The organism is Streptomyces sp. NPDC050617 (genome assembly GCF_040654795.1).
Lineage (GTDB): Bacteria > Actinomycetota > Actinomycetes > Streptomycetales > Streptomycetaceae > Streptomyces.
Genome location: NZ_JBFAIS010000022.1, coordinates 111,315 through 136,482, shown reverse-complemented (window position 1 = coordinate 136,482; position 25,168 = coordinate 111,315). Strand labels below are relative to the sequence as shown.

Annotated in this window: 24 protein-coding genes and 3 tRNA genes; 16 read left to right on the top strand and 11 right to left on the bottom strand. The window is 71.1% G+C overall.

Annotated elements, in window-relative coordinates:
* The first annotated feature begins 45 nt into the window (after positions 1–45).
* Entirely contained in the window at positions 46–270 is a 225-nt protein-coding gene (locus tag AB0I49_RS26815; protein ID WP_363229646.1) for a hypothetical protein, read from the top strand.
* A 16-nt stretch (positions 271–286) separates the two neighbouring features.
* On the opposite strand, the gene AB0I49_RS26810 is transcribed toward AB0I49_RS26815, so the two are convergent.
* Together AB0I49_RS26810 and AB0I49_RS26805 are read right to left on the bottom strand one after the other, a co-directional pair.
* Entirely contained in the window at positions 287–1,348 is a 1,062-nt protein-coding gene (locus AB0I49_RS26810; RefSeq protein ID WP_363229645.1) for a GDSL-type esterase/lipase family protein, read from the bottom strand.
* 564 nt (positions 1,349–1,912) lie between these two features.
* A complete protein-coding gene (locus tag AB0I49_RS26805; protein ID WP_363229644.1) occupies positions 1,913–2,443 on the bottom strand; it encodes a hypothetical protein in 531 nt (176 codons plus the stop codon).
* 294 nt (positions 2,444–2,737) lie between these two features.
* Between AB0I49_RS26805 and AB0I49_RS26800 the strand changes: the two genes are divergently transcribed.
* The gene (locus tag AB0I49_RS26800; RefSeq protein WP_363229643.1) at positions 2,738–3,814 is read left to right on the top strand and encodes a MerR family transcriptional regulator; all 1,077 of its coding nucleotides are present in this window, start codon (positions 2,738–2,740) and stop codon (positions 3,812–3,814) included.
* Between the two features lie 336 nt (positions 3,815–4,150).
* On the opposite strand, the gene AB0I49_RS26795 is transcribed toward AB0I49_RS26800, so the two are convergent.
* Both AB0I49_RS26795 and AB0I49_RS26790 read right to left on the bottom strand, forming a co-directional pair.
* The gene (locus tag AB0I49_RS26795) at positions 4,151–4,483 is read right to left on the bottom strand and encodes a hypothetical protein (protein WP_363229642.1); all 333 of its coding nucleotides are present in this window, start codon (positions 4,481–4,483) and stop codon (positions 4,151–4,153) included.
* Positions 4,473–4,841, bottom strand: coding sequence for a hypothetical protein (locus tag AB0I49_RS26790; protein WP_363229671.1), 369 nt, complete (start codon positions 4,839–4,841; stop codon positions 4,473–4,475). Before AB0I49_RS26790 ends, AB0I49_RS26795 begins: the two co-directional genes overlap by 11 nt.
* A gap of 435 nt (positions 4,842–5,276) precedes the next feature.
* Here AB0I49_RS26790 and AB0I49_RS26785 point away from each other — a divergent pair, with 435 nt between their 5' ends.
* The gene (locus AB0I49_RS26785) at positions 5,277–5,507 is read left to right on the top strand and encodes a hypothetical protein (protein ID WP_363229641.1); all 231 of its coding nucleotides are present in this window, start codon (positions 5,277–5,279) and stop codon (positions 5,505–5,507) included.
* 151 nt (positions 5,508–5,658) lie between these two features.
* Here AB0I49_RS26785 and AB0I49_RS26780 read toward each other — a convergent pair.
* The 3 genes from AB0I49_RS26780 to AB0I49_RS26770 all read right to left on the bottom strand — a co-directional run bounded on the left by AB0I49_RS26780 (position 5,659) and on the right by AB0I49_RS26770 (position 6,060).
* Positions 5,659–5,732: transfer RNA gene (locus AB0I49_RS26780), tRNA-Ile, on the bottom strand.
* 177 nt (positions 5,733–5,909) lie between these two features.
* Positions 5,910–5,982: transfer RNA gene (locus AB0I49_RS26775), tRNA-Asn, on the bottom strand.
* Between the two features lie 5 nt (positions 5,983–5,987).
* Positions 5,988–6,060, bottom strand: a tRNA-Asn gene (locus AB0I49_RS26770).
* A gap of 268 nt (positions 6,061–6,328) precedes the next feature.
* On the opposite strand from AB0I49_RS26770, the gene AB0I49_RS26765 reads away from it, so the two are divergent.
* The 3 genes from AB0I49_RS26765 (at position 6,329) to AB0I49_RS26755 (ending at position 9,499) form a co-directional block, all read left to right on the top strand.
* Complete coding sequence (locus AB0I49_RS26765) at positions 6,329–6,628, top strand: YtxH domain-containing protein (protein WP_363229670.1); 300 nt, start codon at positions 6,329–6,331, stop codon at positions 6,626–6,628.
* A 30-nt stretch (positions 6,629–6,658) separates the two neighbouring features.
* On the top strand, positions 6,659–8,113 hold the full coding sequence (locus tag AB0I49_RS26760; protein ID WP_363229640.1) for an FGGY family carbohydrate kinase: 1,455 nt from the start codon (positions 6,659–6,661) through the stop codon (positions 8,111–8,113).
* Between the two features lie 174 nt (positions 8,114–8,287).
* Positions 8,288–9,499 carry a hypothetical protein gene (locus AB0I49_RS26755; RefSeq protein ID WP_363229639.1) on the top strand — a complete coding sequence of 404 codons (1,212 nt, stop codon included), beginning with the start codon at positions 8,288–8,290 and terminating at the stop codon, positions 9,497–9,499.
* On the opposite strand, the gene AB0I49_RS26750 is transcribed toward AB0I49_RS26755, so the two are convergent.
* Both AB0I49_RS26750 and AB0I49_RS26745 read right to left on the bottom strand, forming a co-directional pair.
* Positions 9,444–10,625, bottom strand: coding sequence for a sigma-70 family RNA polymerase sigma factor (locus AB0I49_RS26750; RefSeq protein WP_363229638.1), 1,182 nt, complete (start codon positions 10,623–10,625; stop codon positions 9,444–9,446). The two genes, AB0I49_RS26755 and AB0I49_RS26750, sit on opposite strands and share 56 nt — an antisense overlap.
* Positions 10,626–10,945: 320 nt before the next feature.
* The gene (locus AB0I49_RS26745; RefSeq protein WP_363229637.1) at positions 10,946–12,424 is read right to left on the bottom strand and encodes an MFS transporter; all 1,479 of its coding nucleotides are present in this window, start codon (positions 12,422–12,424) and stop codon (positions 10,946–10,948) included.
* Between the two features lie 112 nt (positions 12,425–12,536).
* On the opposite strand from AB0I49_RS26745, the gene AB0I49_RS26740 reads away from it, so the two are divergent.
* The 7 genes from AB0I49_RS26740 (at position 12,537) to AB0I49_RS26710 (ending at position 20,553) form a co-directional block, all read left to right on the top strand.
* Positions 12,537–13,520 carry a helix-turn-helix domain-containing protein gene (locus AB0I49_RS26740; RefSeq protein ID WP_363229636.1) on the top strand — a complete coding sequence of 328 codons (984 nt, stop codon included), beginning with the start codon at positions 12,537–12,539 and terminating at the stop codon, positions 13,518–13,520.
* 443 nt (positions 13,521–13,963) lie between these two features.
* Complete coding sequence (locus tag AB0I49_RS26735; protein WP_363229635.1) at positions 13,964–14,731, top strand: class I SAM-dependent methyltransferase; 768 nt, start codon at positions 13,964–13,966, stop codon at positions 14,729–14,731.
* Positions 14,732–14,787: 56 nt separating this feature from the next.
* Positions 14,788–15,717, top strand: a complete 930-nt coding sequence (locus AB0I49_RS26730) for an NAD(P)-dependent oxidoreductase (protein WP_363229634.1) — start codon at positions 14,788–14,790, stop codon at positions 15,715–15,717.
* A gap of 150 nt (positions 15,718–15,867) precedes the next feature.
* Positions 15,868–17,568: a GH3 auxin-responsive promoter family protein gene (locus AB0I49_RS26725; protein WP_363229633.1), complete on the top strand. Its 1,701-nt coding sequence runs from the start codon at positions 15,868–15,870 to the stop codon at positions 17,566–17,568.
* Positions 17,569–17,613: 45 nt separating this feature from the next.
* Entirely contained in the window at positions 17,614–18,510 is an 897-nt protein-coding gene (locus tag AB0I49_RS26720) for an alpha/beta fold hydrolase (RefSeq protein WP_363229632.1), read from the top strand.
* A complete protein-coding gene (locus AB0I49_RS26715) occupies positions 18,503–19,768 on the top strand; it encodes an enolase C-terminal domain-like protein (RefSeq protein ID WP_363229631.1) in 1,266 nt (421 codons plus the stop codon). The genes AB0I49_RS26720 and AB0I49_RS26715 overlap by 8 nt, the downstream gene beginning before the upstream one ends.
* Entirely contained in the window at positions 19,765–20,553 is a 789-nt protein-coding gene (locus AB0I49_RS26710; protein ID WP_363229630.1) for a fumarylacetoacetate hydrolase family protein, read from the top strand. The genes AB0I49_RS26715 and AB0I49_RS26710 overlap by 4 nt, the downstream gene beginning before the upstream one ends.
* Positions 20,554–20,594: 41 nt before the next feature.
* Here the strand turns inward: AB0I49_RS26710 and AB0I49_RS26705 are convergent, their stop codons facing one another.
* Positions 20,595–21,242 carry a TetR/AcrR family transcriptional regulator C-terminal domain-containing protein gene (locus AB0I49_RS26705; protein WP_363229629.1) on the bottom strand — a complete coding sequence of 216 codons (648 nt, stop codon included), beginning with the start codon at positions 21,240–21,242 and terminating at the stop codon, positions 20,595–20,597.
* Between the two features lie 238 nt (positions 21,243–21,480).
* Here AB0I49_RS26705 and AB0I49_RS26700 point away from each other — a divergent pair, with 238 nt between their 5' ends.
* Together AB0I49_RS26700 and AB0I49_RS26695 are read left to right on the top strand one after the other, a co-directional pair.
* On the top strand, positions 21,481–21,816 hold the full coding sequence (locus AB0I49_RS26700) for a hypothetical protein (protein WP_363229628.1): 336 nt from the start codon (positions 21,481–21,483) through the stop codon (positions 21,814–21,816).
* The gene (locus AB0I49_RS26695; protein WP_363229627.1) at positions 21,813–23,453 is read left to right on the top strand and encodes an MFS transporter; all 1,641 of its coding nucleotides are present in this window, start codon (positions 21,813–21,815) and stop codon (positions 23,451–23,453) included. Before AB0I49_RS26700 ends, AB0I49_RS26695 begins: the two co-directional genes overlap by 4 nt.
* A 98-nt stretch (positions 23,454–23,551) precedes the next feature.
* Here AB0I49_RS26695 and AB0I49_RS26690 read toward each other — a convergent pair whose 3' ends face one another.
* A complete protein-coding gene (locus tag AB0I49_RS26690; RefSeq protein ID WP_363229626.1) occupies positions 23,552–24,523 on the bottom strand; it encodes an amidohydrolase family protein in 972 nt (323 codons plus the stop codon).
* Between the two features lie 90 nt (positions 24,524–24,613).
* Between AB0I49_RS26690 and AB0I49_RS26685 the strand changes: the two genes are divergently transcribed.
* Positions 24,614–25,141 carry a MarR family transcriptional regulator gene (locus AB0I49_RS26685; protein WP_363229625.1) on the top strand — a complete coding sequence of 176 codons (528 nt, stop codon included), beginning with the start codon at positions 24,614–24,616 and terminating at the stop codon, positions 25,139–25,141.
* Positions 25,142–25,168 lie beyond the last annotated feature (27 nt).

Sequence of the window (25,168 nt, the reverse complement as noted above, 5' to 3'; positions counted from 1 at the left end):
GTCCTACGCGACCAATCCCGGCAAGCCCGGACCGCCCGAGGAGCTGTGCCGCCCGGACCGCCCGAGGAGCTGTACCGCCCGGACCGCCCTGAGACGCGGCTCACCCGCGTCCACCGCGACCGCCTGCGCGAATTCGTCGCCAAGGACCGCTACCCCGGCCTCGCCCCGGCACTCGACGGCTCCATGTCCGTAGACTTCGCGGGCCGTTTCCGCCTCGGCGTCGAACAGATCATCCGCTCCGCGGCGACCATGGCAGCCCCCGAGGACTGACATCCGCACGGCGTGCTCAGAGCTCATTCAGATCCACGGCGGAAGCCACAGCATGGGCCCCGGCCTCATTGGGATGCAGCCCGTCCCGAAACACGAAGCCGGGCCGCGGCAGAGCAGAGTCATGAGCATCCGCGAGGGCACGGGCGGCATCGAGCACGGAGTCGTACGCGCCACTGGTACGAATCCAATGGTTGACGGCGTCGCGGACCTTCTCGCCCTGCTCGCTGTAGAGGGGGAAGAGGGCGCCCTTCATCGGCAGGATGGTCGCGCCGACGGCCTTCACGCCCCGGGCGTGGGCGGCACGGATCAGCTTCTTGTGCGCCTCGATGATCTGCCGCGCGCTCACGCGGGGCGCGGCGCCCATGCAGGGGTCGCCCATCTCGGGCGCGCCGATGTCGTTGGCCCCCAGGTGAATGACTACTGAACGCACGCCGGGTCGATCGAGTACGTCCCGCCGGAAGCGATCGCCGGCCTTGTCCCCGTAGCAGGGCGAACCACTCAGGATCCGGTTCCCGGCGATGCCGGCGTTGACGACATCCAGCGGCCGCCGATCGGCGATGAGGCGCTCGGCGAGCTTGTCCGTGAAACGGCCGTCGGCCCCGACCGCGGCCCCGGTCCCGTCCACGAGCGAGTCTCCGAACACGACCACGGTGCCCCGCCGCGTGGAGGTCCCGCCGCTCGCTTCCACACCGCTCAGGAAGTACCAGGCATTCGTGGACTCCTTGAAAGCGCCGGCGTCGGAGTCGTCCAGGTGACGCCCCGAGGCGCGGTACGAGGTGGTGGTCGTGTACCGGTGAAAGGTGGCGGGCCCCGTACGGTCGGCGAAGTAGAGAGTGATGGTCAGCTTCTCCAGCGGGGACGTACTGAGAGCCACAGCGTCACTGACCATGTCACGCCCGGCTGCGACCGTTGCCCCTGCTCTGCCCCCGAAGCTCAAAGGCCGAACCGTCCCGGGCCACACCTGCGCCTCCCCGGCGGACCGCCCGACGCTGGCGCCGGTGATCCGCAGCGGCCCGGCACCGTAGGCGTTGGACAGCCGAATCCGCACCCGAGATCCGCCCCCGGCGACCCGCACCACCTGCCGCACGGACTGATCGGCGAACCCTTCCCGCGACCAGTTGTCGCCCCAGTCCTCGTTCCCCCCGACGGGCCGCTGCACAGCGGTCTCCCGCACCCCGGTCCCCCTCGCGCCCCTATCAACCGCCCCCTCGTCCCCCACAGCCCCCGCCGCCCCAGCACAACCGACAAGCACCGCCCCAACCCCGAAAAACACACCCAGCCTCGCCTTCACCGAACGCACCGGGGACCCCCTTCATCTCCTCCACAAACCCGACGAGAAGATCCCACCGCCTCCACCGCCCGACCTCAGCAGAGCTGCCCCCCGAATCACCTTTCGGCTTTCCCCTACCAAGGGCCGCTCACTGGGACTCGAACACCCACCGGAAGGCAAGCGGGGGAGGACTCTTCCGCCCTCAGGCCGCCCTCATGGCCACTGGGCGGCCCCCGCTGTGACGTTCATGCAGGTCAGAACGTTTCTGTACCGCGTACGAACGGTGGGGCGGGTGGGACTCGAACCCACGGCCCACGGATTATGAGCCCCTTTCGGATCTTCCGATCCGTCCCGGCTCTTACCTCGTCTTTCCTATAACCGCAGGTCAGAGACGCTTTCGTCCAGGCCCTGGAGGACCCGGGCCAGGGCCGAGCGTACCCAGTGCTCCCCGGCCGGCGGGATCGTGTTCGCCAGGTGCACGACCGGCACGAAATCGATCATCACGTCGAGTTGGTCCAGCTCCGTGCCGTCCGTCCGGACCCGGAACGCGGCGCTGCTCGTACTCGTGCTCGTCAGGCCAGGCGCCGACCGGATCCCACGGTGGAGTCCTTTCGCTGCTGGCCGGCGGCTTCCGCCTCCTGGGGTAGTCGCGGCGAGTGCGGCCGGGGTGGTCGTGCTGGGCTTCCTGCGCGTGATGTCCATCCTCAATTGGTCACAGGCCAACCCCTTCGCAGGCAGGGAAATGACTGGGGTCGAGGAACATTCAGATTCGACCGTTTCGCCGATCAGAGCGTCCGGAACCTCTGACATTTCGCCTGCCGGGGCGGGCGCGTCGGTGAACGTGGCGGGCACCGGGGAGCGGGACGCGACCAGCGCGTCGACTGCATCGGACATCTCGGACATGGAACACCTCCTGACCCACGCCCCACCCCATAAACCGTAAAGATCGCGCACATTCACCGTATAAAGACCGTACGAATGGGTGGGTGTTCTTTCGGGGGACGTCCGGCCGACCCTCAAAAGCGCCGAGCTGGTCAACGGCCCATGACGCCCGGACTCAGACGGCTCGGCATCAGCCGAGAGCGTCAGCCGAGACCATCGGACGCGGCCGAGCAGAATCCTTGGTTGACCTTCACCTTGGGGGAGGCCACAGCATCGGTTGGGCCGGGCGACTGCTCGGCATGAGGAGGAGCGAGCATGGGGTTGCTGACTATCGGGGCGTTCGCGAAGGCGTCCCGGCTGTCGCCGAAGGCGCTGCGTCTTTACGACGAGCTCGGCCTGCTGCCCCCCGCACGCGTCGACCCGGTGACCGGCTACCGCCTCTACGCACCGGAACAACTGGACCAAGCCCGCCTGGTCGCCTGGCTCCGGCGCCTGGGGATGCCCCTGACCCGCATCCAGCACGTCTGCGCGCTGGATGCAGACGCGGCAGCCCAGGAGATCCGCGCGTTCTGGGCCCAGGTCGAAGCCGACGCCGCCGCACGGCGGGACCTGGCCGCCTTCCTCATCGACCACCTGTCACGCAAGGACCCTGTCATGTCCCCGACCGTCAAGCCCTTGGGCATCCACGCCGCTCTTTCCGATATCGGCCTCATCCGCGAGAGCAACCAGGACACCGCCTACGCCGGGTCCCGCCTGCTCGCCGTCGCCGACGGCTACGGCAGTCAAGGAGCCTCCGCAAGCAGCGCCGCCGTCGACGCGCTCAAGCACCTCGAAACCGACAGCATCCCGGCGGGCAATCTCCTCAATGTCCTCGAAGACGCGGTCGAACAGGCCAAACAAGCCGTGAACGGCCTCGCCGGGACCGGCTCTTCCTCCGAAGAGGCCGGGACCACACTGACCGCGATGCTCTGGACCGGATCGCAACTCGCCCTCGTCCACATCGGCGACTCCCGCGTCTACCTCCTGCGTGACGGAGAGCTGTTTCAGATCACCCACGACCACACCATGGTCCAGTCGATGGTCGACGAAGGACGCCTCAGCCCGGAAGAAGCCGCCTCCCACCCCCAGCGGTCACTGCTGGCCCGGGCCCTGGGCCAAGGCACCGATACCACCCCGGACATGCGCCTGCACGACGCCCGGCGGGGAGACCGGTATCTGCTCTGCCCCGACGACCTGCCGACCGTCGTGCCGACCGAAGAGATCCACCGGGTGCTCTCCGAGATCAGTGAGCCCGAGCAGGCGGTCCGCGCACTCATCACCCTCGCCAACGGCTCCGGCGACCCCGACAACGTCAGCTGCGTGGTCGCCGACGTCTTGGAACTCCAGCAGTAGGAGCGAGGGCATGCACTTCGAGTGGCACCAGATCCGCTCTCATGAGCTCATCCGCGAGGCGGACGCATACCGACTCGCCCAACAAGCCAAGAGAGCCGAACCGGCCCCCCGGCGCCTGCCGGCCAGCACATCGCGACCGACTCCACGACGCCTGCTGGCCTGGCTCCGCGGCTGAAACACCACGCTGCCTACGGTTGGAAGCCCCTCGATGACTGCGATCTGTGAACCGACCGCAGGACCTCAAGCATCACCCTGGGGCGGGCCGTCCCACGGCAGCGGCTTGCGGGGGCGCTGGCCGGAGCTGACCGACCGGTGATGTGCTCCGGCTACAACGGATTACCCGTACGCGTAAGGACCGGAGACCCACGATCCGCGGTTGCGCGCCGCCGGCAGCGGGTCACCCGTACGCGCGTGGAACGAAGGTCTGCGACCTTCGGCCGCCTTGAGGTCTCCGGCGACGGCGCGGTGGAAGGTCCGCAGGACCGACGCGAGGGCTTCCACCTCCCATGCGGGCAGCGACAGCAGATACATCGAAGACGCTGAGGCCTCGCGCATGCCCGCGATGAGACGGCCGATGGCACCGGCCGCTATCTCGTAGGTGACGGATACCAGCACGTACCGATCGCCGCCGGCCCGCGCGGCATCGACCCGCGCGGCGTCATACGACACTCTCAGGTCCGCATGAGCCCCCGGTGAGCACCCACAACTGCCATACGCCGGCGGACCGGCACTCGTACCGCTGCACGTTCCCGCCGTTCGCGAGATACCACTGGCCGCGCGCCTGGCAGGCGCCCAGATCACCGAAGTCCCCCACGTGCGCCGCAGCTGCCGCACTCCCTCCGACCACCACTCCTGACACTGCACACTGCCAACACCGCGCCCGCCATCGCGGTGGCCATGAGCATGGCCCCTCGTTCAGGACAGCCACCAGCTCGCCGTCCACGACCAGGTCCTCCTGCGGCGCGGCGGCGGCCTTGGCCAGGTCCGGGAAGGCGCCGGTCACATCCGCGCCCCGGCGAGACTGCACCCGGACCAGGTCGGCGCGGGCGAAGAGGACCGCCCGGAAGCCGTCGTACTTTCTGCTTGGCGACGATCCCGCCCGGCAGCGCGGTCTCGGGCGGCAGCCGGCGCCGCGACTCGGCGAGCATGGGCGCGAAGGGAGGACGCAGGACCATACCGCCACCCCTACGCCGGTGCCGTCCGGCCCGAGCTGGAGCGGTTCTTCTTCCTGGACGACGTTGACCGCGACCTGATCGCGCTGCGGCGCTCTGCGCACCACCAGCTCGGCTTCGCGGAGATCCCCGAGACGGCCTGGCAGGGCGACATCGCCGTCTTCTTCGCCCACGGCGCACGGCAGCCGGACGGTACCTGGCTCGCCGGAGCCCAGATCCAACCGGGCTCCGGCCTCCTCGGCATTATCGCTCTCGCCGCCCGCGGCCAGGACGACGCCGCCAACGGAACTGTGAAGTGGATACGCGACTACTGCACCTCGCACGACCTGGAGCTGGTCCAGGTCGAGAACTTCAACGATCAGTACCCGGAGGAACAGCGGATGGACTTCTCGCTCACGCGCTTCACCATCGCCCGCTCCGAGTCTCCGGACCTGGGCGGTTGGACGCTGCCGCGGGGCCTGCCACCGGCAACGGGGAGGTCCGCCCGCCGAAGCTCGCACAGGCGTCGGAAGGAGGCGTGAGGGCCTCTCCGCCCCCTGGATCGCCCCCGTGTCCCCTGTGTGTCCCCTGGATCTTGGTTTGAGGCAGAAGGAAGGGCCGCCACGGTTTCCGTGGCGGCCCTCGCTGTGACGTTTCCGCAGGTCAGAACGTTTCTGCACCGCGTACGAACGGTGGGGCGGGTGGGACTCGAACCCACGGCCGACGGATTATGAGTCCGCTGCTCTAACCGGCTGAGCTACCGCCCCGTAACGGCGCGTCGCGTACATCTGTGCGCGCCGTCTGCCGCAGCATAGCCGGTCATACGATCTGCTGCCCCTGAGGGTCCGCATCGCGTGACCAGCCTGTCCTTGAGGATGCCGATCAGCCCCGCGGCGGTTCCACGGCACACGAAAAAGGACCCCTGAGGGGTCCTCTTCGCTCTGCTCCCCCGACTGGACTCGAACCAGTAACCCTCCGGTTAACAGCCGAATGCTCTGCCAATTGAGCTACAGGGGACCGCGCTCCCCCGACTGGACTCGAACCAGTAACCTGCCGGTTAACAGCCGGCTGCTCTGCCAATTGAGCTACAGGGGATTGCGCTGTGTGCCTCGAATGCACCCGGCTCCGGGGTCCCGGACGGCGTGCGCTCGCTGCGACACATACATTAGCGCAAGCAGGGGGGTGCTCCGCCAATCGGTATCCCGTGAGTGACCTACGGGTGCGACGGGTAGGCGCGCAGCACCGCCGACGCGGGTCGTCGTGGTCCGGAACATGCGACGAGGCGTACGGGAAGAGCCCGGAGCGGGGTCCCGGACATGATCGAATGCGGTTCGACGCGAAGAACGCGAAGAAGGGTGGAGCGATGCGCTACCGGCTGACGTTCATCACCGGAGCAATCGTCGGGTACGTGCTCGGCACGCGGGCCGGACGCGAACGGTACGAGCAGCTGCGCAAGGCCGCGCAGCGGGTCGCGCAGAACCCGGCGGTGCGCAATACCGCCGAGTCCGCCGCGCAGAACGGCAGGGCCGCCGCCTCCAAGGCGTTCGGCGCGGTCGGCGCGAAGGTCGGCGACCGGCTGCCGGGCTCGGTGACCGAGCGGGTGCGCTCGCTGCGGGAGCAGCGGACCCCGGCGGACGACGACTGGGGCACCAGCAACACGTGACGCTCGCGCCATAGGGCAAAATCGTGCCCCATGGGCATAGTCGCCGGATTGGACAGTTCTTCCGAGAGCACGCGCATCGTCGTCTGCGATACGGACACGGGCGCCGTGCTGAAGCAGGGGTACGCGCCGCATCCCGCCGACTCCGACGGGGACCCGCAGGCGTGGCTGATGTCACTGGGCGAGGCCGCCGCCGGCGGCCTGCTGGAGGGCGTGCAGGCCATCGGGGTCTCCGCGCAGCAGCACGGGCTGCTCGCGCTGGACGCCGGCGGGGTGCTCGTACGCCCTGCCATGCTCGGCAACGACAAGCGGGTGCAGTCGGCCGCCGCCGACCTGACCGACGCGCTCGGCGGGCGCGCGGCGTGGGCGCAGGCCGTCGGGTCGGTGCCGCAGGCCGGGCAGCCGGTCGCCAAGCTGCGCTGGCTGGCGCGCAACGAGCCGGAGGCCGCGAAGCGCGCCGCGATGCTGCTGCAGCCGCACGACTGGCTGGTGTGGCAGTTGCTGGGGCGGCCCGTGCGGCGGACCACGGACCGGGGCGCCGCCTCCGGCACCGGCTACTGGTCCGCGGCGTCCGGGCAGTGGCGGCCGGACCTGGTGGAGCTGGCGCTCGGGCACTCCGCGGCCCTCCCGGAGGTACTCGGCCCCTGCGAGCCCGCCGGGCACACGCCCGAGGGGCTGCTGATCTCCGCGGGCACCGGCGAGACCATGGCCGCCGCCTTCGGGCTCGGCGTCGGGCCCGGCGACGCGGTGATCTCGCTGGGCGCCTCCGGCTCGGTCTTCTCCGTGCACCACGAGGCCCTGGTGGACTCCACCGGCACCATCACCTCCTTCGCCGACGCGACCGGCATGCACCTGCCCGTGGTGCACACGCTCAACGCCGTACGGGCGCTGCGCGGCACCGCCGAACTGCTCGGCACCGACCTCGACGGGCTCTCCGAACTGGCCCTCACCTCCACCCCCGGCTCGTCCGGCCTCGTCCTGCTCCCCTACCTCGAAGGTGAGCGCACGCCCCATCTGCCGCACACCGCGGGCACGTTGGCGGGGTTGCGGCGCGAGAGCATGAAGCGGGAGCACCTGGCGCGGGCCGCCTTCGAGGGGATGCTGTGCGGGCTGACGGACGCGCTGGACGTACTGCGCGACCGGGGCGTCGAGGTGCGGCGGGTGTTCCTGCTGGGCGCGGCGGCCGGGCTGCCGGCCGTACGGGCCATAGCTCCCGCGCTCTTCGGCGCGCAGGTCGTCGTCCCGCAGCCGGCGGACTACACGGCGATCGGCGCGGCCCGGCAGGCGGCGTGGGCGCTGGGCGCGCAGCAGGGCACGCTCTCGCCGCACGAGCCGCCGCGCTGGCCGGCCGCCGCCAGTGAAGTCTTCGAGCCTGGGGAGGAGCTGGCGGTGGGGCAGGCCGTGCACCAGCAGTACGCGGCGGTCCGCGAGCAGATCCATCCGGGCGCGTTCGGGGACGGTCAGCAGACCGCGGCCGGCCCGGCGTAGTCTCCACACGCCTCACACCTCGCGTTCGCACGTCCCGTACATCTCAAGGTGGACGGCGGCCCGCCGTCCTCCACCTCAGACGGACCCGATGACCAGCACAGGGAGGGATTCGCCCGCCCCCGCGCGCCGATAACTTCTTGATCGTCAATCGCGGCGACCAGGAAGACGGGCCCTATGTACGGCAAGGCGTTCGCCCCCGAGTACCAAGGAGCCCTCGGCTCCCGACTGTCCGTCAACTCCTCCTACGAGGAGGTGCTCGCCCTCGCCGACGAGGAGCTGCGGCGGGCCGGGACCGATCTCGAACGGGCGCGGGCCCGCCTCGCGGCGGCCGAGGCCAACCGGCGGCTGGGGCGGGTCGAGGACGCCGGACGCGCCTGGCGGGAGAGCTACCGCCGGGCGCGCGGCGCCGAGGACCCGGCGGCGATGGCGTGGGCGCTGTGGAGCGGCGGGACGCTGGCCCGGCAGTGCGGCTCGCTCCGGCTCGCCCGCCGGCTGCTGGCCGCCTCCGCCGAGCTCGCCGCCCGGGGCGGGGACCGCACCGCGCGCGGCTACGCGCTCGCCGGGCTCGCGGAGACCGGCCGCATACAGGGCGACTACGCGGCCGTCACGGAGCTGCACGAGCGGTTACTGGCCGAGGCGCGTGCGCACGGCGAGGCGCGGCACACGGTGTGGGCCCTGGAGGGCATCGCGCAGATGAACCGCAACACCGGCGCGTACGACACGGCGCTCGCCCAGTTCGAGGAGGCGGCGCTGATAGCCGAGGCCGCGCACGACGCGCGCGGCCACGCCTGGGCGCTGCGCGGTGTCGCGGACGTGCTGTCGGTGCGCGGCGAGACCCGGCGCGCGCTCGCGCTGCTGTCGCGGGCCGCGGGGATCTGCGCGGAGCTGGATCTGGCGGGCGCGCTCGCCTACAACATCAAGATGCGCGGGAACGTGCTCTTCCGCGCCGGGCGGTACGCCGAGGCCGAGGAGGCGTACGCGGACGCCGGGCGCCGCTTCCACGCCATGCGCGAGCCGCGCGGCGAGTCGCTGGCCCGGCTGGGGCTGGTCAAGTCGCGGTCCCGGCTGGGGCGTCGCGCGGAGCTGACCCGGCGGGACCTCGACGAGCTGCACCGGACGTTCGACCGTATCGGGCTGCATCACGCTCGGGAGATGGTGGAGAAGTTCCGGGCCGAGGTGTCGAGCGGCGAAGGTCACGATGACCACGAAGGCCACGATGACCACGAAGGCCACGAAGGTCTCGTGACCGTGCGGAGCGTTCATGGCATCGCAGGCGGTACGGCCGGTGGCGGGGTCGTCGACGGGCCCGTCGCAGTGGGCTGGCCGGCGGTCAGTCCAGATAGCCGCGGAGCTGGTCCGCGAAAGCGTGGTCGCGGAGTTTGTTGAGGGTCTTGGACTCGATCTGGCGGATGCGCTCGCGCGTGACGCCGAAGATCCGGCCGATCTCCTCCAGCGTGCGCGGGCGGCCGTCCGCCAGTCCGTAGCGGAGCTGCACAACCTTGCGCTCGCGCTCGCCGAGCGTGGAGAGGACCGCTTCGAGGTGCTCGCGCAGCAGCAGGAACGCCGCCGACTCGACGGGGGACGCGGCGTCGCCGTCCTCTATGAGGTCGCCGAGCGCGACGTCGTCCTCCTCGCCCACGGGCGCGTGCAGCGATACGGGCTCCTGGGCGAGGCGCAGCACCTCACTGACCCGCTCCTCGGTGAGGTCCAGGTGGGCGGCGACCTCGTCGGGCGAGGGTTCGTAGCCGCGCTCCTGGAGCATGCGGCGCTGGACGCGCACGACGCGGTTGATCAGCTCGACGACATGGACCGGGACCCGGATCGTACGGGCCTGGTCGGCCAGCGCGCGGGACATGGCCTGGCGGATCCACCAGGTCGCGTAGGTCGAGAACTTGTAGCCGCGCGCGTAGTCGAACTTCTCGACGGCGCGGATCAGGCCGAGGTTGCCCTCCTGCACCAGGTCGAGCATGGTCAGCCCGCGGCCGACGTAGCGCTTGGCGACGGAGACGACGAGGCGGAGGTTGGCCTCGATGAGGCGGCGCTTCGCCATCCGGCCCAGGACCACCAACTTGTCGAGATCCAGGGCGAGTTGGGAGTCCAGGTCGGGCGCCGTGCTCAGCCGCTCCTCGGCGAACAGCCCCGCCTCGACGCGGCGGGCCAGCTCCACCTCCTCGGCGGCGGTGAGCAGGGTGATGCGGCCGATCTCGCGGAGGTACTGGCGGAACAGATCGGAGGAGGGTCCGCTGGTGTCGGGCCGTGCGGGCGGGTCGGGGAGCACTTCCTCACCGAACATCTCGGACGCGGGCGGGTCGGCCTGTCGCACGACGGCCGGTGCCGCGTCGGTCAGGGTCTGGGTCTGCACGGGGGCGACCTCCAGGGTGATCGCTGCACGGGCGGCAGAAGGATCGGGCACGGTTGCGGCCGAGCCGCCGTCCGTCCCGGACATCAAGAGCGGCTCCGCGGGGGACTCCGGATTCGATTGACCGGACCCGCGCTCCGAGGACTCAGGCACCACAAGCCAGTGTGGGGCACGACACACCGCCGCCACGAGGGGCGTGCGCGCACTTTCTGGGGCCGTTCCGTGACCGGTCGGCTACAGCGCGGGGGCGATCCTCCCGCTGAGCGGAACAGGACGCGGACGGCGACGTCGAAGCGGGGCGCCGGACCCGTTGCGCTGCCCCCGTCGCCCTGCCCCGTCGCCTTGCCCCCGTTGCCCTGCCCCCGTTGCCCTGCCCCGCTGTCAGCGGAGCAGGGCAGCCTCCCTGCCCGCCCATCCGTCCGCGAGCGTGTCAGGGTCACCGCGCGGGGCGCCCCGTCCGTTCCGGCCGGTGATCAGGTGACGCTTTTCTGGGCGGGGCGTTGCGGGAGCGTCACCGTGGGGGCGGCCGGCGGGAGGCGCCGGGCGGTGGTGACTAGGGTGAGCAGGACGATGGCGGCGCCGCAGGCTGTGATGATCCAGTAGGCGGGGCGTACCGCCTGCACGTATCCGGCGCCGCGGTGGTGCAGGCCGGTGGTGAGCACGGCGCCCAGTACGGCTACGCCCAGCGCCTGCCCGAACTGGCGGCCGGTGGAGATGATCGCGGCGGCAACCCCCGCGCGTTCCTTGGGAATCCCGGCCATCGCGGCGTTGGTGACGGGGGTGTTGGCGAGGCCCACTCCGGCCCCGATCAAGCAGTAGGCGGGGAACAGCAATCCGTTGCTGGTCTCGGCGTCCGCCACCGCGAACAGCGCCCCGCCCAGGGTGGTGGCGGCCCCCGCGAGCAGCAGCGGCAGCCTCGGCCCGAGATTGGCGGTCAGGCGACCGGAGAGCTGGGAGGTGACGATGTTCAGGATGGCCATGGGGAGCAGATACAGGCCGGCGTCCAGTGCTCCGAGCCCGCGTTCGTTCTGCAGGTACAGGGTGTTGAGGAAGAGGAAGCCGCCCAGTACGAAGAAGGAGAGCACGGCCATGGCCCCGGCGCCGCTGAACCCCGCGTCGCGGAAGACCTCCAGGTCCACCAGCGGTTCGGTGCGCTGCCGCTCGTACCGGATCAGGGCGACCAGTGCGACCGGTGCGGCCACCAGGCAGCCGAGGGTGAGGGGGGACGTCCAGCCGGTGCTGGGCCCCTCGATGACGGCATAGGTCAACGTTCCCAGCAGCGCGATGACGAGGAGCTGTCCGACCGGGTCGGCCCGCCGGGGGTGCGGGGCGCGGGACTCCGGGATGAAACGGGCGGCGCAGATCAGGGCCGCCACCCCGATCGGCAGGTTGAGCCAGAAGATCGAGCGCCAGCCGGCGGCCTGCACCAGCACTCCGCCCACCAAGGGCCCCACCGCCATGGCCACGCCCATCACCGCGCCCCAGACGCCGATCGCCCGGGCGCGTTCGCGCGGTTCGGTGAAGGTGTTGGTGATGATGGACATGGCCACCGGATTGAGCATCGACGCACCCACCGCCTGGAGGACGCGGCAGGCGATCAGCCAGCTGAGCCCGGGGGCCAGCCCGCACAGCAGCGAGCCGAGCGTGAAGAGCGCCAGGCCCGTCTGGAAGACCCGGCGGCGCCCCAGCCGGTCGCCGGCGGACCCGGCCAGCATCAGCAGCGCGGCCAGCGCGATGAGGTAGGCGTCGGTGGTCCATTGCAGACCGGAGAGCGGACTGTGCAGGTCCCGCTGCATGGCCGGGAGCGCCACGTTGAGCACGGTGTTGTTGAGGTTGCCGAGGAAGACGCTCGTGCAGCAGACCGCGAGGACGAGCCTCGCTCCCCGCTTCGTAGCCGAGGGCTCGGGCACCCGCCCCGCAACCGTCACCGTGTTCTCCACTCGCCATGTCATCGACCGGTATCCGCGCTCAGCCTCGGGTGCGGGCCGCCTCTCAGGGAGCCTCTGTCTGGGGGGCCCTGCCAGGGCCTCCCAGACGGTGACCGGCTCCCCGCATACTGCACAGGTGGGAAGCGTGACGGAGTTGGGGGAGTTCCTGCGGAGCCGGCGCAGCCGGATCACGCCGCAGCAGGTCGGCCTGCCCCCGTCCGCAGGACATCGCCGTACAGCGGGACTGCGCCGTGAGGAGGTCGCCATCCTGGCGGGGGTCAGCGTCGAGTACTACCGGCGTCTGGAGCAGGGGAAGCAGTGCAGGCCGAGCCCGTCGGTGCTGGACGCCATCGCCACGGTGCTCAAGCTGACCGACGACGAGCACCGCCACCTGACCGAGCTGTCCCAGGACTCCACGCCGCCGCTGTCCGGCCAGAATCCGCCCCGCCGCGCCTCGCGTCAGGTGCGGCCCGAGGTGCGCCGGGTCCTGGACATGGTGTTCCCGTACCCCGCCTGTGTGCTCAGCCGCTCCAGCGACCTCCTGGCGGCCAATGTCCCCGGGCTGAGGCTGCTGCCGGGAATCGAGGACTGGCCGGAGGAACAGCGCAACACGGCTCGTTACACGTTTCTGCACCCCGCGGCCCCACTCCTGTACGCGGACTGGGACGGGGTGGCCCGCGGGGTGGTCGCGCATCTGCGCGCCGCGGACGCCGTCCACCCGGAGGCTCCGGAACTGCGCGAGCTCATCGAGGAACTCGCGCGGCACAGCGACGCGTTCGTGGATCTCTGGCAGCACTATGACGTGCGTACCCGCACCAACGGCCGCAAGGTCTACCGGCACCCGGACGCCGGCCGGCTGGAGCTGACCTACGAGGCATTCGACGTAGCCCGCAGCGAAGGGCAGCGGCTGGTGGTTTATCAGGCCCCGCCCGGCAGCCCGCACCACGACGCCCTGCTCCGCCTGGCGACCCCGCCGGCGACTGAACCGGCGCCGGTGCGTGAATCGGCCTCGGTGTTTGAAGCGGCGCCGGCGACTGAACCGGCCTCGGCGCGTGAACCGGACCCGGCGCCGCACTCGGCTCCGGCGAGGTCCGCGGAGCGCCACGTCACGTCTCGTTAGACGTCGCCCGGCCCCGTCGCGCACGGCCGACCATGCGGCACGCTCCCGTTTACGGCCCGCAGCACTCTTGATGCTGCCCTTCCCCGGGCGCAAGCGGATGTCCTGATTTCTGGTTCGAGCTATTTCGACAGCCCTGCGAATGGGCTTCGTCGGCCAGGTGGAAAATTATTCGACATAACGGCCTTAGGCTGTTCTGTGAATTCTTGTGTCCGATAAGTGGATTCAATGGAAAAGCCGGATTTCCGGTATGTTTCGGTGGCGGCCGAGTGTACCGAACGGATCGATCGTAGGGTACTGGGTACCGCTCTGACCTGCGTCAATTATTATTGATGCCTAAACCGAACTGCTCTGGATCGAGTTTTACCTATCCGTTTATTGCGATAATTTTACTATGCTCTACGTCACTGTGGACCTCGTGTGTTGCCGGTGGTAAATTCATTCGCATGGCGTATACAGTTGCTAAATCTGCAGAACGCTTCAGTAAATTCGCGGAATTCTACGACCGGGTGCGCCCCCGGCCTCCCGAGGAATTGGCGGAACTGCTCAGGCAATGGGTGGGAAAGGCAGAGCCGGCCGTAGTGGACCTCGGCTGCGGCACCGGACTGTCCGCCATGCTCTGGGAAGACGTGATCGGGGTGGAGCCCTCGGCGGAGATGCGCGCGGTCGCCGCCCGCCGCGGCATCCGGGTGGTTGAGGGCACCGGGGAGGAGACGGGGCTGCCCGACGGGTGCGCGGACATCGTCACGGTGAGCCATGCGCTGCACTGGTTCGACGCCACCCGCGCCTTTCCGGAGATCGTCCGCATCCTGCGGCCAGGAGGCGTCCTCGCCGCGTTCGACTTCGACTGGCCTCCGGCCGTCGACCCCGAGGTCGACGCGGCCTACCGCGAGTTCGAGTCGGCGCACACCGCGCTGGAGGCCGAGCGCGGCCTCCGCCCTGCTTTCGCCCGCAAGGAGGGGCACCTGGGGCGCTTGCGGGACAGCGGCCTGTTCCGGCACGTCAACGAGGTGTGCCTGCATATGAAGGAGACGGGGGCCGCCGACCGGTTCGTGGACTTCGCGGCGAGCCAAGGGGGGATTCCGGCGCTGCGGGAACAGGGAGTCAGCGAGGACGCCCTCGGCCTGACCAGGCTGCGGGAGGTCGCCGCGGCCCGCATGGACGAGCGGACCACGTGGTGGTGGACCTGCCGGATCCGGCTCGCCGTTCGCTGACCGGATCGCTCGGCGGCCAGTAGGGGGAGGAAAGCTTGTCAGGGGGACGCATTGTCATGCCCGATTTCCGGGGCTACCCGGGGCTGTGCGGGATCGTCCGCGGGTGCCCCGGCGGCACGGCGGTGCGACTCGGCACCGAGCCGTGCACGAACTCCGTACAGCTCGCCGAGCGCATCCGCGGTGCCGACACGGTGCTGCAGTTCTTCGCGGCACCACCGCTGGACACCGGCGCGCTGCTCGCGGAACGGCCCCGCCGGGTCGTGGTGGCCGGGCCGCTCGGCGCCGCCGCGGACCCGGCCGCCTTGGGCCGGGCCGGGATCGAGGTGTATGACACCCCGGGCCTCGCGGCCGATTCGGTGGCCGAGTTCACCCTGACCCTGCTGCTCATGCTCTCCCGCCGCGTACCCGCCGCGGTCGGCGCCGCCCTGGACTGGCGGCCGTCGGCCGGGCGGGAGACAGCCGGAAAGCTCCTGGGACTCGTCGGGTGGGGGCGCATCGGTAGCAGGGTGGCCGCGCTGGCCCGCGGTATCGGCATGCGGGTAGCTGCCTGGTCACCGCACCTGGACGAGGAGGCGGCGCACGCCGCGGGCGTCCGTGCGATGCCGCTGGACGCACTGCTGGCCGAAGCGGACGTGGTCAGCCTGCACCTGCGTGCCGTTCCCGGGACCGCGCCGGTTCTCGACGCCCGGCGGCTCGCCCTGCTCGGCCCGCACACCCTCCTGATCAACACCGCGCGGGCTGCCCTGATCGACATGGGGGAGCTGCGCCGGCGGCTCGCCGCGGACCTGCTGGGCGGGGTGGCCCTCGATGTCCTCGACGCCGAACCGCTGCCCGCGGCGGATCCGTTGCGTCACCACCCGCGTGCGCTGGTGACCCCGCACATGGCCTGGATGACCGACGAAGCCGTCACCCGGTTCGTCTCGGACGCCCTCGCCTTCGCCACGGCTCCCAAGACCGCGGCCGGCCTCGTCAGGCGGATCGCCTGAGGCCGGCGGCCGCTCCACGGTGACGCGGGCGGGGCCACGGCCACAACACACCGCGCCGGTACCCGCCCATCCCAGCACGTCAACAGAGCACCGCGCGGGAGCATCGCGGCCCCCGTGCGGCATACCGCACCGTAGTAAAGGGGAATACGGATGCTCTTTCCCACCGGCGTGTCTGCCGCGCCGCAGGACCGTCGCGCCCGGGGTTTCGCGGGGCGCGTTCTCGAAGCTCTGGCACGACAGCGCGAACTGTGCAACGACCCCGGGCCGACCAGCGCCCGCGTCCTCCGGGACCTGCTGGACCAGGCGCGGCCCACATCGTTCGGGAGCGGCCACCGGCTCGGCTCCGTCGGCACTCTCGAGGAGTGGAAGCGAGCGGTGCCGATCCGCTGCTACGAGGAGTTGCGCCCCTACGTGGAGCGGCAGTTGTCCGGCGAACCCCGGGTGCTGACCCGCAGCGCACCGTACGCCTTCCTGAAGACTTCCGGATCCAGCGGCCGCCCGAAGTACATCCCCACCACCCGGCACTGGCGGGACCACTACCGGGGGCGGGGCCTCTACGCGCAGTGGGGCCTCTACGCCGAGCAGATCGGCGCGGAATACCTCACCGCCGGAAACCTGCTGGACCTCTCCTGGGAGCGCACGCCCGCCTCGCGGAACCTGCACGGATTCCCCGTCTACAGCATCTCCCGACGCCCCGCCGCCGTCGGCGCCGAGGACTGGGTACCGCCCTGGTACGACGCCCCCTGGCTGAACGGGGACGACGACGAGGAGTACGCGGACAGCCTCTACCGCAAGCTGCGGCTGCTCGCCGGCTGCGACGTCCGGATGATAGTGACCCTCAACCCGTCCAAGATCGTGGGGCTGGCGGAACAACTCGCTCTGCGCGCCGGTGAGTTGGTGGACGAAGTGGGCCGCGGGACGCTCTGCGGGGCTCCGGCCGACGGCATGGCGCCGGACCCGCGGCTCGCCCGGTCGCTGAGCCGCCGCTTGGAGCGCGCATCCGGCTCACCCCGGCTGACCGGCCTGTGGCCGCAGCTCTCCCTGGTGGTCTGCTGGAACTCCGCGTCCGCCGGGCTCTACCGGGACTGGCTGGAGGAGGTCACCCCGGGGATCCGCAAGCTGCCCTTCAGCACCACCGGTACCGAAGGGATCGTCACCATCCCGGTGGACGGGCACCCTTCGGCCGGCCCGCTCGCTCCCGACCAGGGCATCTTCGAGTTCGTGCCCTGCGCGGAGGACGACGACGGCGGTCCGCTGGCCGCCGATGCCGAGACCCTGGCGCCGCACGAGGTGGAGACCGGGCGCAGCTACCGGCTGGTCATGAGCCAGGCCAACGGGCTCTACCGGTACGACGTCTCGGACGTGTACACCGTGCTGGGGCGGGTCGGCGGCTCGCCTCGGCTGGAGTTCGCCGGCCGCGCCGGATTCGGCAGTTCCTTCACGGGCGAGAAGCTGACCGAGAGCCAGGTGTACCAGGCGGTCAAGGAGTCCTACGACGACGCGTGGGGCAGCCTGCCCATGTTCACCTGCATCCCTTCCTGGGGCACCCCGCCGGGTTACGCGCTGGCCGTCGAGTGGCGTCCGGGCCTCGGTCCGGCGGCGAGCGAGCACTTCGCGGCCGCCACGGAGTCCGCCCTGCAACAGTGCAACCCGGAGTACGCGGAGAAACGGCGCTCCGACCGACTGCGCCCGCTCCGGGTGCTCCCACTCGCGCCGGGCGGCTTCCTGGCCCTCGCCGAGGCACAGCGGCGGAACGGCGCGGCTGCCATGCAGATCAAACATCACTGGCTCCAGCGTGACGACACGCTGCTGGGCCTCATCGACGAACTCAGCCTTCTGCTGCCCGGCTGACGCGCCACCCCATACCCCCCACCGTGTCGAAAGGCCAGAACCATCGTGATCACCGAAGCACAATCCGCCCTGCACCGTACCGAAACGCACCTGGCGGCGGACGGTGTGCCGCTCGTACTACACCAGTGGATCCCGGAGCAGCCGCGCGCCGCCGTCGTCTACGTGCACGGGCTGCAGAGCCACGGCGGCTGGCTCTTCGAGAGCGGCCCGGAACTGGCCGGCCGAGGAGTCGCGGTGTTCGCACCGGACCGTCGTGGAGCGGGCGCCAGCGGCGGCCCCCGCGGCCATCTGCCCTCCGCGGCGACCGTGCTGGACGACTACGCGGCCCAGTTCGCGGCCGTCCGGGCCCGGCTCCCGGAGGCCGTTCCGATCACCGCGGTGGGCCAGAGCTTCGGCGGCAGCGTGCTGGCCGCTCTGCTCGCCACCGGCCGGACGACACCGGACGCCGTCGTGTTCTGCGCCCCCGCGCTGGGCCAGCAGCACGCCAGGCACGGTCGGGACGGGGTGGCCGCACTGCGCGCTCTGCACGGCCAGCGCCGTTCGCCGGTCACCCTGCGGGACGAGGACTACACCGGGGACCAGCGCTACCTCTCCTTCATGGCCAATGACCATGCCATGCTGCGGCAGATCACCGACGGTTTCCGTTCCGTCATGGCCGAGTTGGAGCTGCTCTACACCGAGGGGCCGGAGCTCTGGCAGCGGGGCACGCCACCGTTCCCGGTGCACTTGGCACGGCCCGAGCGGGACGCCGTCATCGATCTGGACACCGCGCAGTCGGAGCTCGTCCGACACTGCCCCGACACCGTGACGGCGCACTTCGACGCCGACTCCCACTACCTGGAGTTCTCGCCGGCGCGGCGGCAGGTATGGAACTGGCTCGCGGATATCGCGGTCCACCGGGCGCCCGTCGCCCAGCGTTCCGGAGGTACGCGGGGTGCTTGAGATCCTGCGGGTGCACATCGCGCGCGTGCCGATGGAGCGCCCCTTCGCGCACACCGCGCACGCACGGGCCCGTACGGAGTCGGTCCTGCTCTCCCTGAGATGGCAGGGCTTCGAGGGATGGGGAGAAGGCGCCCCCCGGCCCTATGTGACGGACGAGACGGCCGAGAGCGCCGTCGCCGCACTCCAGGCCCTGGACACCGCGCTGCTCGAACCGCTCCTGGCCGCAGACGGCTTCAGCGGGGCGGTCGCCGCGCTCGCCTCTCTCGACCTGCCCAGGCTCCTCGGCGGGCTGCACCGGGCTCCGGCCGCGGCAGCGGCATTGGAGACGGCGCTGCTGGACGCGGTCTGCCGACGCCATCGCCGCCCGCTCGCCGACGTGCTGGACGCCTGCCCCTGGGCGGCCGACGCGCTGGCGGCGCCGGGCGGAGCGCCGCCGGTCAGCCAGGTCGTGGATCTCAGCCGCACGCCGGAGGAGCTGTTGGGCGCGATGCCGGACGCGGTACGGGCGCGGCTGACCCACGTGAAACTCAAGGCGCTGCCCTCGCCGGAGGAGACGGCCGAGCGGGCCCGCAGTGCGCGTGCCCTGCTGGGGCCCGGCGTGCGGCTCTCGGTCGACGCGAACTGCGGCTGGGAGCCCGAACACGCCGAGGCGGGTGCGCGGCTGCTTCGCGAGGCGGCCGCCGTGGACTGGATCGAGGAGCCTACGACGCCGCGTCAGTGGACGGTGCTGCACCGCATCCAGCAAGCCGGAATGCCGGTCATGCTGGACGAGTCGGCGGTGGACCCCGCAGACGTGACGTGGGCGGCCGCGGCGGGGGCGGCCGCCCTGGTCAACATCCGGGTCTCGAAGTGCGGCGGACTGTTGCCGGCACTGCGCACCGCGGTGCGTGCCCGGGAGTGCGGCATGCGGGTTCAACTGGGCGTTCAGGTGGGCGAGATAGGGCCGCTCTGGTCGGCCGGACGCACCTTGGCCGCGCGGCTGGCCGATCTCGCCGCCGTCGAGTGCGGCAGGCAGGACGAATGGTTTCCCGAACCGCTCACCGTTCCTCCGTACCGCGCCGACCGCGAGCGGCACGCCGCGCCCCCGCCGCCCGGCATGGGACACGGGCTGCGGCCCTCACCGGCGCTGGCCCCGCACCTCACCGTCCGATCCGCCCCCGGCGCCGACATCGGCCGCCCTGCCCGGCAACCGGCGTCCAGTGAGACGAACGCCAGTGAGACGCACGAAGGAGACCTGTGGACATCGCACGGCTCATGACCGTAGAGGGACCGCGCTACGGGATCGTCGACCGGGACGCGGGCACGGTGACGCTGCTGGCGGACCGCGCCCACCTGCCGTCGCTGCCCCTGGTACCGGACCTCGGGGACGAGACCGTTCCGCTGGCGGAGGCCGAGCTGCTGGCGCCGGTGGACCCGGGCAAGATCGTGGTCATCGGGCGCAACTACGGGGGGAGCCCCGACGACCCGGGCACCCTGATGATCCACCTCAAGCCGCCCACCGCGGTGATCGGGCCGGGGGAGTCGATCGTGCTTCCCGGCCAGTCGCAGGACGTGCGGTACGAAGGCGAGCTGGCCGTCGTCATCGGCCGCACCTGCCGCTCGGTGGACTCCGAGAGCGCCGCCGCCCACGTCCTCGGCTACACCTGTGCGAACGACCTCACCGCCTGGGACATCGGCACCGACGGCGGCCAGTGGACCAAGGCCAAGGGCATGGACACGTTCTGCCCCCTCGGCCCGTGGATCAGCACCGGCATCGATCCCGCGGCGGCTCGCATCACCACCCGGATAAACGGCGAAGTGCGACAGGACGGCAGCACCGCGCGACTCACCCGCAGTACGGCCGTCCTGGTCTCCGAGGTGAGCCGGCTGATGACGCTGCTGCCCGGCGATGTGCTGCTGACCGGTACCCCCGAGGGCGGCGCGGCGTTGGCTCCGGGGGATCGCGTGGAGATCGGGATCGACGGCATCGGCACCCTGGTCAACCCTGTCGTCGCGTCCGGTGCCGAGCCGGACCGGGACGAGGAGACGCGTCGACGCCGGTAGCGCCGGTAGGGGCCGCGGCAGAGGGAAGTTTCGGCCGGGGGTCAGTCCTCGGGGGCTGCCATGATGGCTGCGGAGCGGATGATCTGCTCGACGCCGAAGCGGAAGCGGGCCGCGAAGTCTACGGACATGAAGTCGTCGAGTGCCGGGGCGAGGCCGGGGTAGCGGTCCTTGTCGACGAATTCGCGCAGGCGGTCGCGGTCCTGGATGAGGGCGGCCTGTTCTTCTTGGACGAGGCCGAGGGTGAAGTAGAAGACGTTCCAGGCTGTCCAGGCGGCCGTTCGGGGGGTGGGGCAGCCCTGGCGTAGGGCGCCGACCATGCGGTCGGTGAAGGTGATGGTCCCCGACGCCATGGGGAACGTGCCCGCGACGAGTGAGGCGCCGTCGCGGTGGCCGAGCATCGCCTGCCGCAGCCGCTCCAGGAGTTCGATCACCTGGTCGTCCCAGGGCTCGGGCAGATCCTCCAGGTCGATCCCCGCGAGTACGGCGTCGGCCATCGCGTCCAGGAGCCGGTCCTTGGTGCGGATGTGCCACATGACGGTGTTCATGCTGACCCCCAGCTCGCCCGCGATCGCGCGGGTGGAGAGCTTGGCGAGGCCGCTCTTGGCGAGTACGTCGAACGCCGCGCCGATCACGTCGTCGAGGGTGATCCCGACCTTGGCGCGGTCGGCGCCGGCTTGCTTCTTGGTCACTGAACAAGTATACCTGCGTCATGACCTTCTTGGTCAGCGATAGAGAAGCAGGGTGGGTGCGGACGACTGCCTGTTGGGCCGGGACCGATGCGGTTGGGGCCTATGCGGCTGGGGGCGATGCGGCCAGGGCCTATGCGGCCGGGGCCTATGCGGCCAGGGCCGATGTGGCCAGGGGCGGGGCACGCACCATCGCGGCCGTCCACGACCCACGGTTCAAACAGTTCGAAAGGCACCACGCATGACCATGACCATCAACCCCGTCGGTCGGGCATTCGCCCCCGCCGGTCGTCTCGCCTGGTCCGGCGGCGGGTCTCGGCTCGGCCGACCCGGTGGCGGGCAGCCGCTCGATGAAGGACAGCGGCTCGGGCCGTCCGTCAGCGGCTGGGCGCTCGTACGGGCCGGCAGCGGGCCGGTGCCCGTCGGGTCGGGCGGCAACGGCCGGACGCTCGTAGGGCCGGGCAACGACGGCCGGACGCTCGTCGGGTCGGGCGATGACGGCCGGACCCTCGTAGGGCCGGGCGGCAACAGCCGGGCGCTCGTACGGGCCGGAATAGGGCAGGAGGTCGTCCGATGACCGGCACCCGGGGTCGTACGGTCCGGCCCGGACTCGCGCTGTTCGCGCTCACGCTCGCGGTCTCGGCCGTGCTGCTGGGCAGCACCATCCTCAACGTGGCGCTCCCGACGATGCAGCGCGAACTCGGCGCCGGCAACACCGAGCAGCAGTGGTTCCTTAACTCCTACACCCTCACCTTCGCCGGCTTCCTGCTCGTCGGAGGCAGCGCGGGCGACCGGTTCGGGCTGCGGCGCCTGCTGGTCTGGGGGACGACGGCCTTCACCGTCACGACGGCGGTGACCGGATTCCTCGACTCGCCCGTCGCGATCATCATCGTCCGCGCGCTCATGGGCGTGGCCGCCGCCATGATCATGCCCACCACCCTCGCGGTGATCCTGCGGATCTTCCCGGCGGGCAAGCGCGCCCAGGCCATCGCCACATGGGCGGCCGCCTCCGGGCTGTCCATCTCGCTCGGCCCCCTGCTCGGCGGCGCACTGCTCAGCGGGGGCATGTGGTGGGGTTCCGTGCTGGAACTCGTCGCCCTGTTCGCCCTCGTCGCCCTCGCCGCCACACTGGCCTGGGTCCCCGCGATCCCCGCCAGCGGGGCCGGGGAACTGCGCATGATGCCCGTAGCCGGGTCCCTCGGCGGCATCGGCCTGCTCGTCTTCGGCGTCGTGCACGCCACCGACAAGGGCTGGACCTACCTGGGCACCTGGCTGCCCGCCCTGATCGGCCTGCTCATACTCGCCGGGCTCGTCCTGGTCGAAGCGCGGCACCGCGAACCGCTCGTGGACGTCGGCCTCTTCAAACACGCCTCGTTCACCGTCGCCGCGGTGGCGCTGACGCTCGGCTCGTTCGTCGTCTTCGGCTACCTGTACTTCATCACCTTCTACCTGCAAATCCTGCGCGGCTACACGCCGTTGCAGACCGGACTGCTGCTCATCCCGCTGTCGGTCGGGCTCGTCGTCGGAGCGCCGCTGTCGCGCGTGGCGAGCGAACGGTTCGGGCCGCGCGCCACGATCGCCGCCGGTATCGCGCTCATGACCGTCGGGTTCGTCTGCGTGGTGTGGTTGGGAGCCCGTACGGGTGTCGCCTGGTTCGTGGCGGACGCGTTCGTGCTGCAGCTCGGCTTCGCGCTCGTCCTCGCCCCCGGCATGACGCTGGCCTCCTCCTCGGTGCCCACCGAGCGGGCCGGCGCCGGATCGGCGCTGCTCAACACCTTGCGCCAGCTCGGCAGCGCGCTCGGCGTCGCCGTGCTCGGGTCGGTCCTCTGGTCGCGGTACTCGGGCCTCGTATCCGACCGGCTCGCCGGGGCCCCGGACGGCGTCCGCCGTGCCGCCTCGGAATCGCTCGCCTCGGCGCTGGCCACGGGCGACTCCGCGGCGATCAAGGCCGCCGGGCCCGCGTTCCTCAGCTCGATGCATACAGCCGCGCTGGTCGCGGCGGGGGTGAGCGGGGTCGCCCTGCTCATCACGCTGGTTGTGCGTACGTCCGGGCGCTCGTCCGGGGAGACGTCCGGGCGTTCGTCCTCGCGTCTGTCCTCGCGTGCGTCTCGGGGGAGTGGGGTTGTTGCTTCTGCTGCCGATTCTGGGTCTGGGTCTGGGGCTGGCTCCGGCTCCGGCTCTGGAGTGTCGGCTTCGGTTGTGCGGTCTCGCTGATCGCCGCTGTTTGCGGCGGTTCGGGGGCGGCGGTTCGCGACCGTTCGCGACTGGGCTCGGCTGGGTGCTCTGCGGCACCCGGTCGAGCCGTCGTCGGTTCAGCTCTTCGGCTGCGCGAAGCGGGGGAAGAGGGCTTCGGCGTTGCCGCGGTTGATCGCCTCCGCCTGGCCGGGAGCGAAGTCCGGGTACGTCTCCAGGAAGCGGTTGTAGTACGTGCCCGCCTCCTGCGGCGCGAAGGGCCAGTCGCTCCCGTACAGGACGTGGCCCGGTTCGGCGAACGCCAGGAGGGAGGGGAGGGAACTGGGGCTCGCCGCCAGCGCGGTGTCGAAGTAGAAGCGCTTGAGGTCGCCGATGACGTCTTCGGCCGTGCGTCCGGTGTCGAGCGCGGTGGAGGTCAGGCCGGAGAAGCGGTAGGCCGCGTACGGCAGGAAGCCGCCGCCGTGCGACAGGATCACCTTCACCTTGCGGTACCGGCTCAGTACGCCGTTGAGCGCCATGTCCACGGCGGTACGGGTGGTGTCGAAGACGTAGTCGGCGAGGGGGGCCGGGGTGCCGCGGAGCAGCGGCATCGGGGGCTGCGCCGGGTGTACGAACACGACTGCCGCGCGCCGGTCCAGCTCGGCCCACAGCGGTTCGTACGCGGGGTCGCCGAGGTAGCGGCCGCCGGTGTTGGAGATCAGCACGACTCCGTCGGCGCCGAGGGTGTCCAGCGCGTAGGCGGCCTCTTCCAGGGCGGCGTCGACGTCGGGGAGGGGGAGGGAGGCGAAGGAGCCGAAGCGGGCAGGGTGGTCCTTGGCCGTTTCCGCGCCGAATTCATTGACGGCGCGGGCCAGGGCCTGGGCTCGGGAGGCGGCGTTGCGGCTCCCGTCGGCGTCGAGGCGGACGCCGGGGGATGTGACCGACAGGACGCCGGTGGCGATGCCCTGTTCGTCCATCATCGCGATGGCGTCGGCCGCGCTCCAGGCCGGGATCGCCCAGCCGCCGGAGTCGAGGCCGAGGTCGTCCAGGGCCTTGGCCCATACCGGCGGAACGATGTGCTGGTGGACGTCGATGCGCCGTGCGGCGTTCATTTGCTTGCCCTCCTAAAGGTTAGCTTGCTAACTGATTCATTTAGTAAGCTAACAGGTGTGGAGGGTGCAGGCGACGGCGGAGGGTGTGTGATGTCCGACTCGGCGGCGGGTGGGGATGGGGATAAGGGTGAGGGCGCGGATGCGGATGCGGGGGCGGGTGGCGGTTTGGGTGACGGCCTGGATGGCGGGTCGAGTGTGGAAGAGCTGGCGCAGGCCGCCGACGCGCTCTTCTACGCGATGCGTCGCGCCCGCTCGGTCGCCGGGCAGCAGGGCTCCGGCCTGACCCTCGCCCAGTTGGCGCTGCTCAACCCGTTGGCGGGTGAGCGGGAGCTGCCGGTTGGGCGGTTGGCCGCTGCGGCGGACGTCAGCGTTCCCACCGCCACGCGGATGCTTCAGCAGTTGGAAGGTAAAGGCAGCGTGGCGCGGCGGCGCTCGCCCGCCGACGAGCGCCGGGTTCTGGTCAGCCTCACCGCGAAGGGCGTCGAGCAACTCGCGGCCGTACGGGCTCAGCTCCGCGAACAGCAGGCGCGCCTCGCGCGGTTCCCGCCGGCTGAGCGTGCCCAACTTGCTGGTCAGTTGCGTCGGTTGACTGAAATGATCGCTGAGGGGGCTGACTGAACGTTGGTGGCGGGGCGGGTGCGCCCG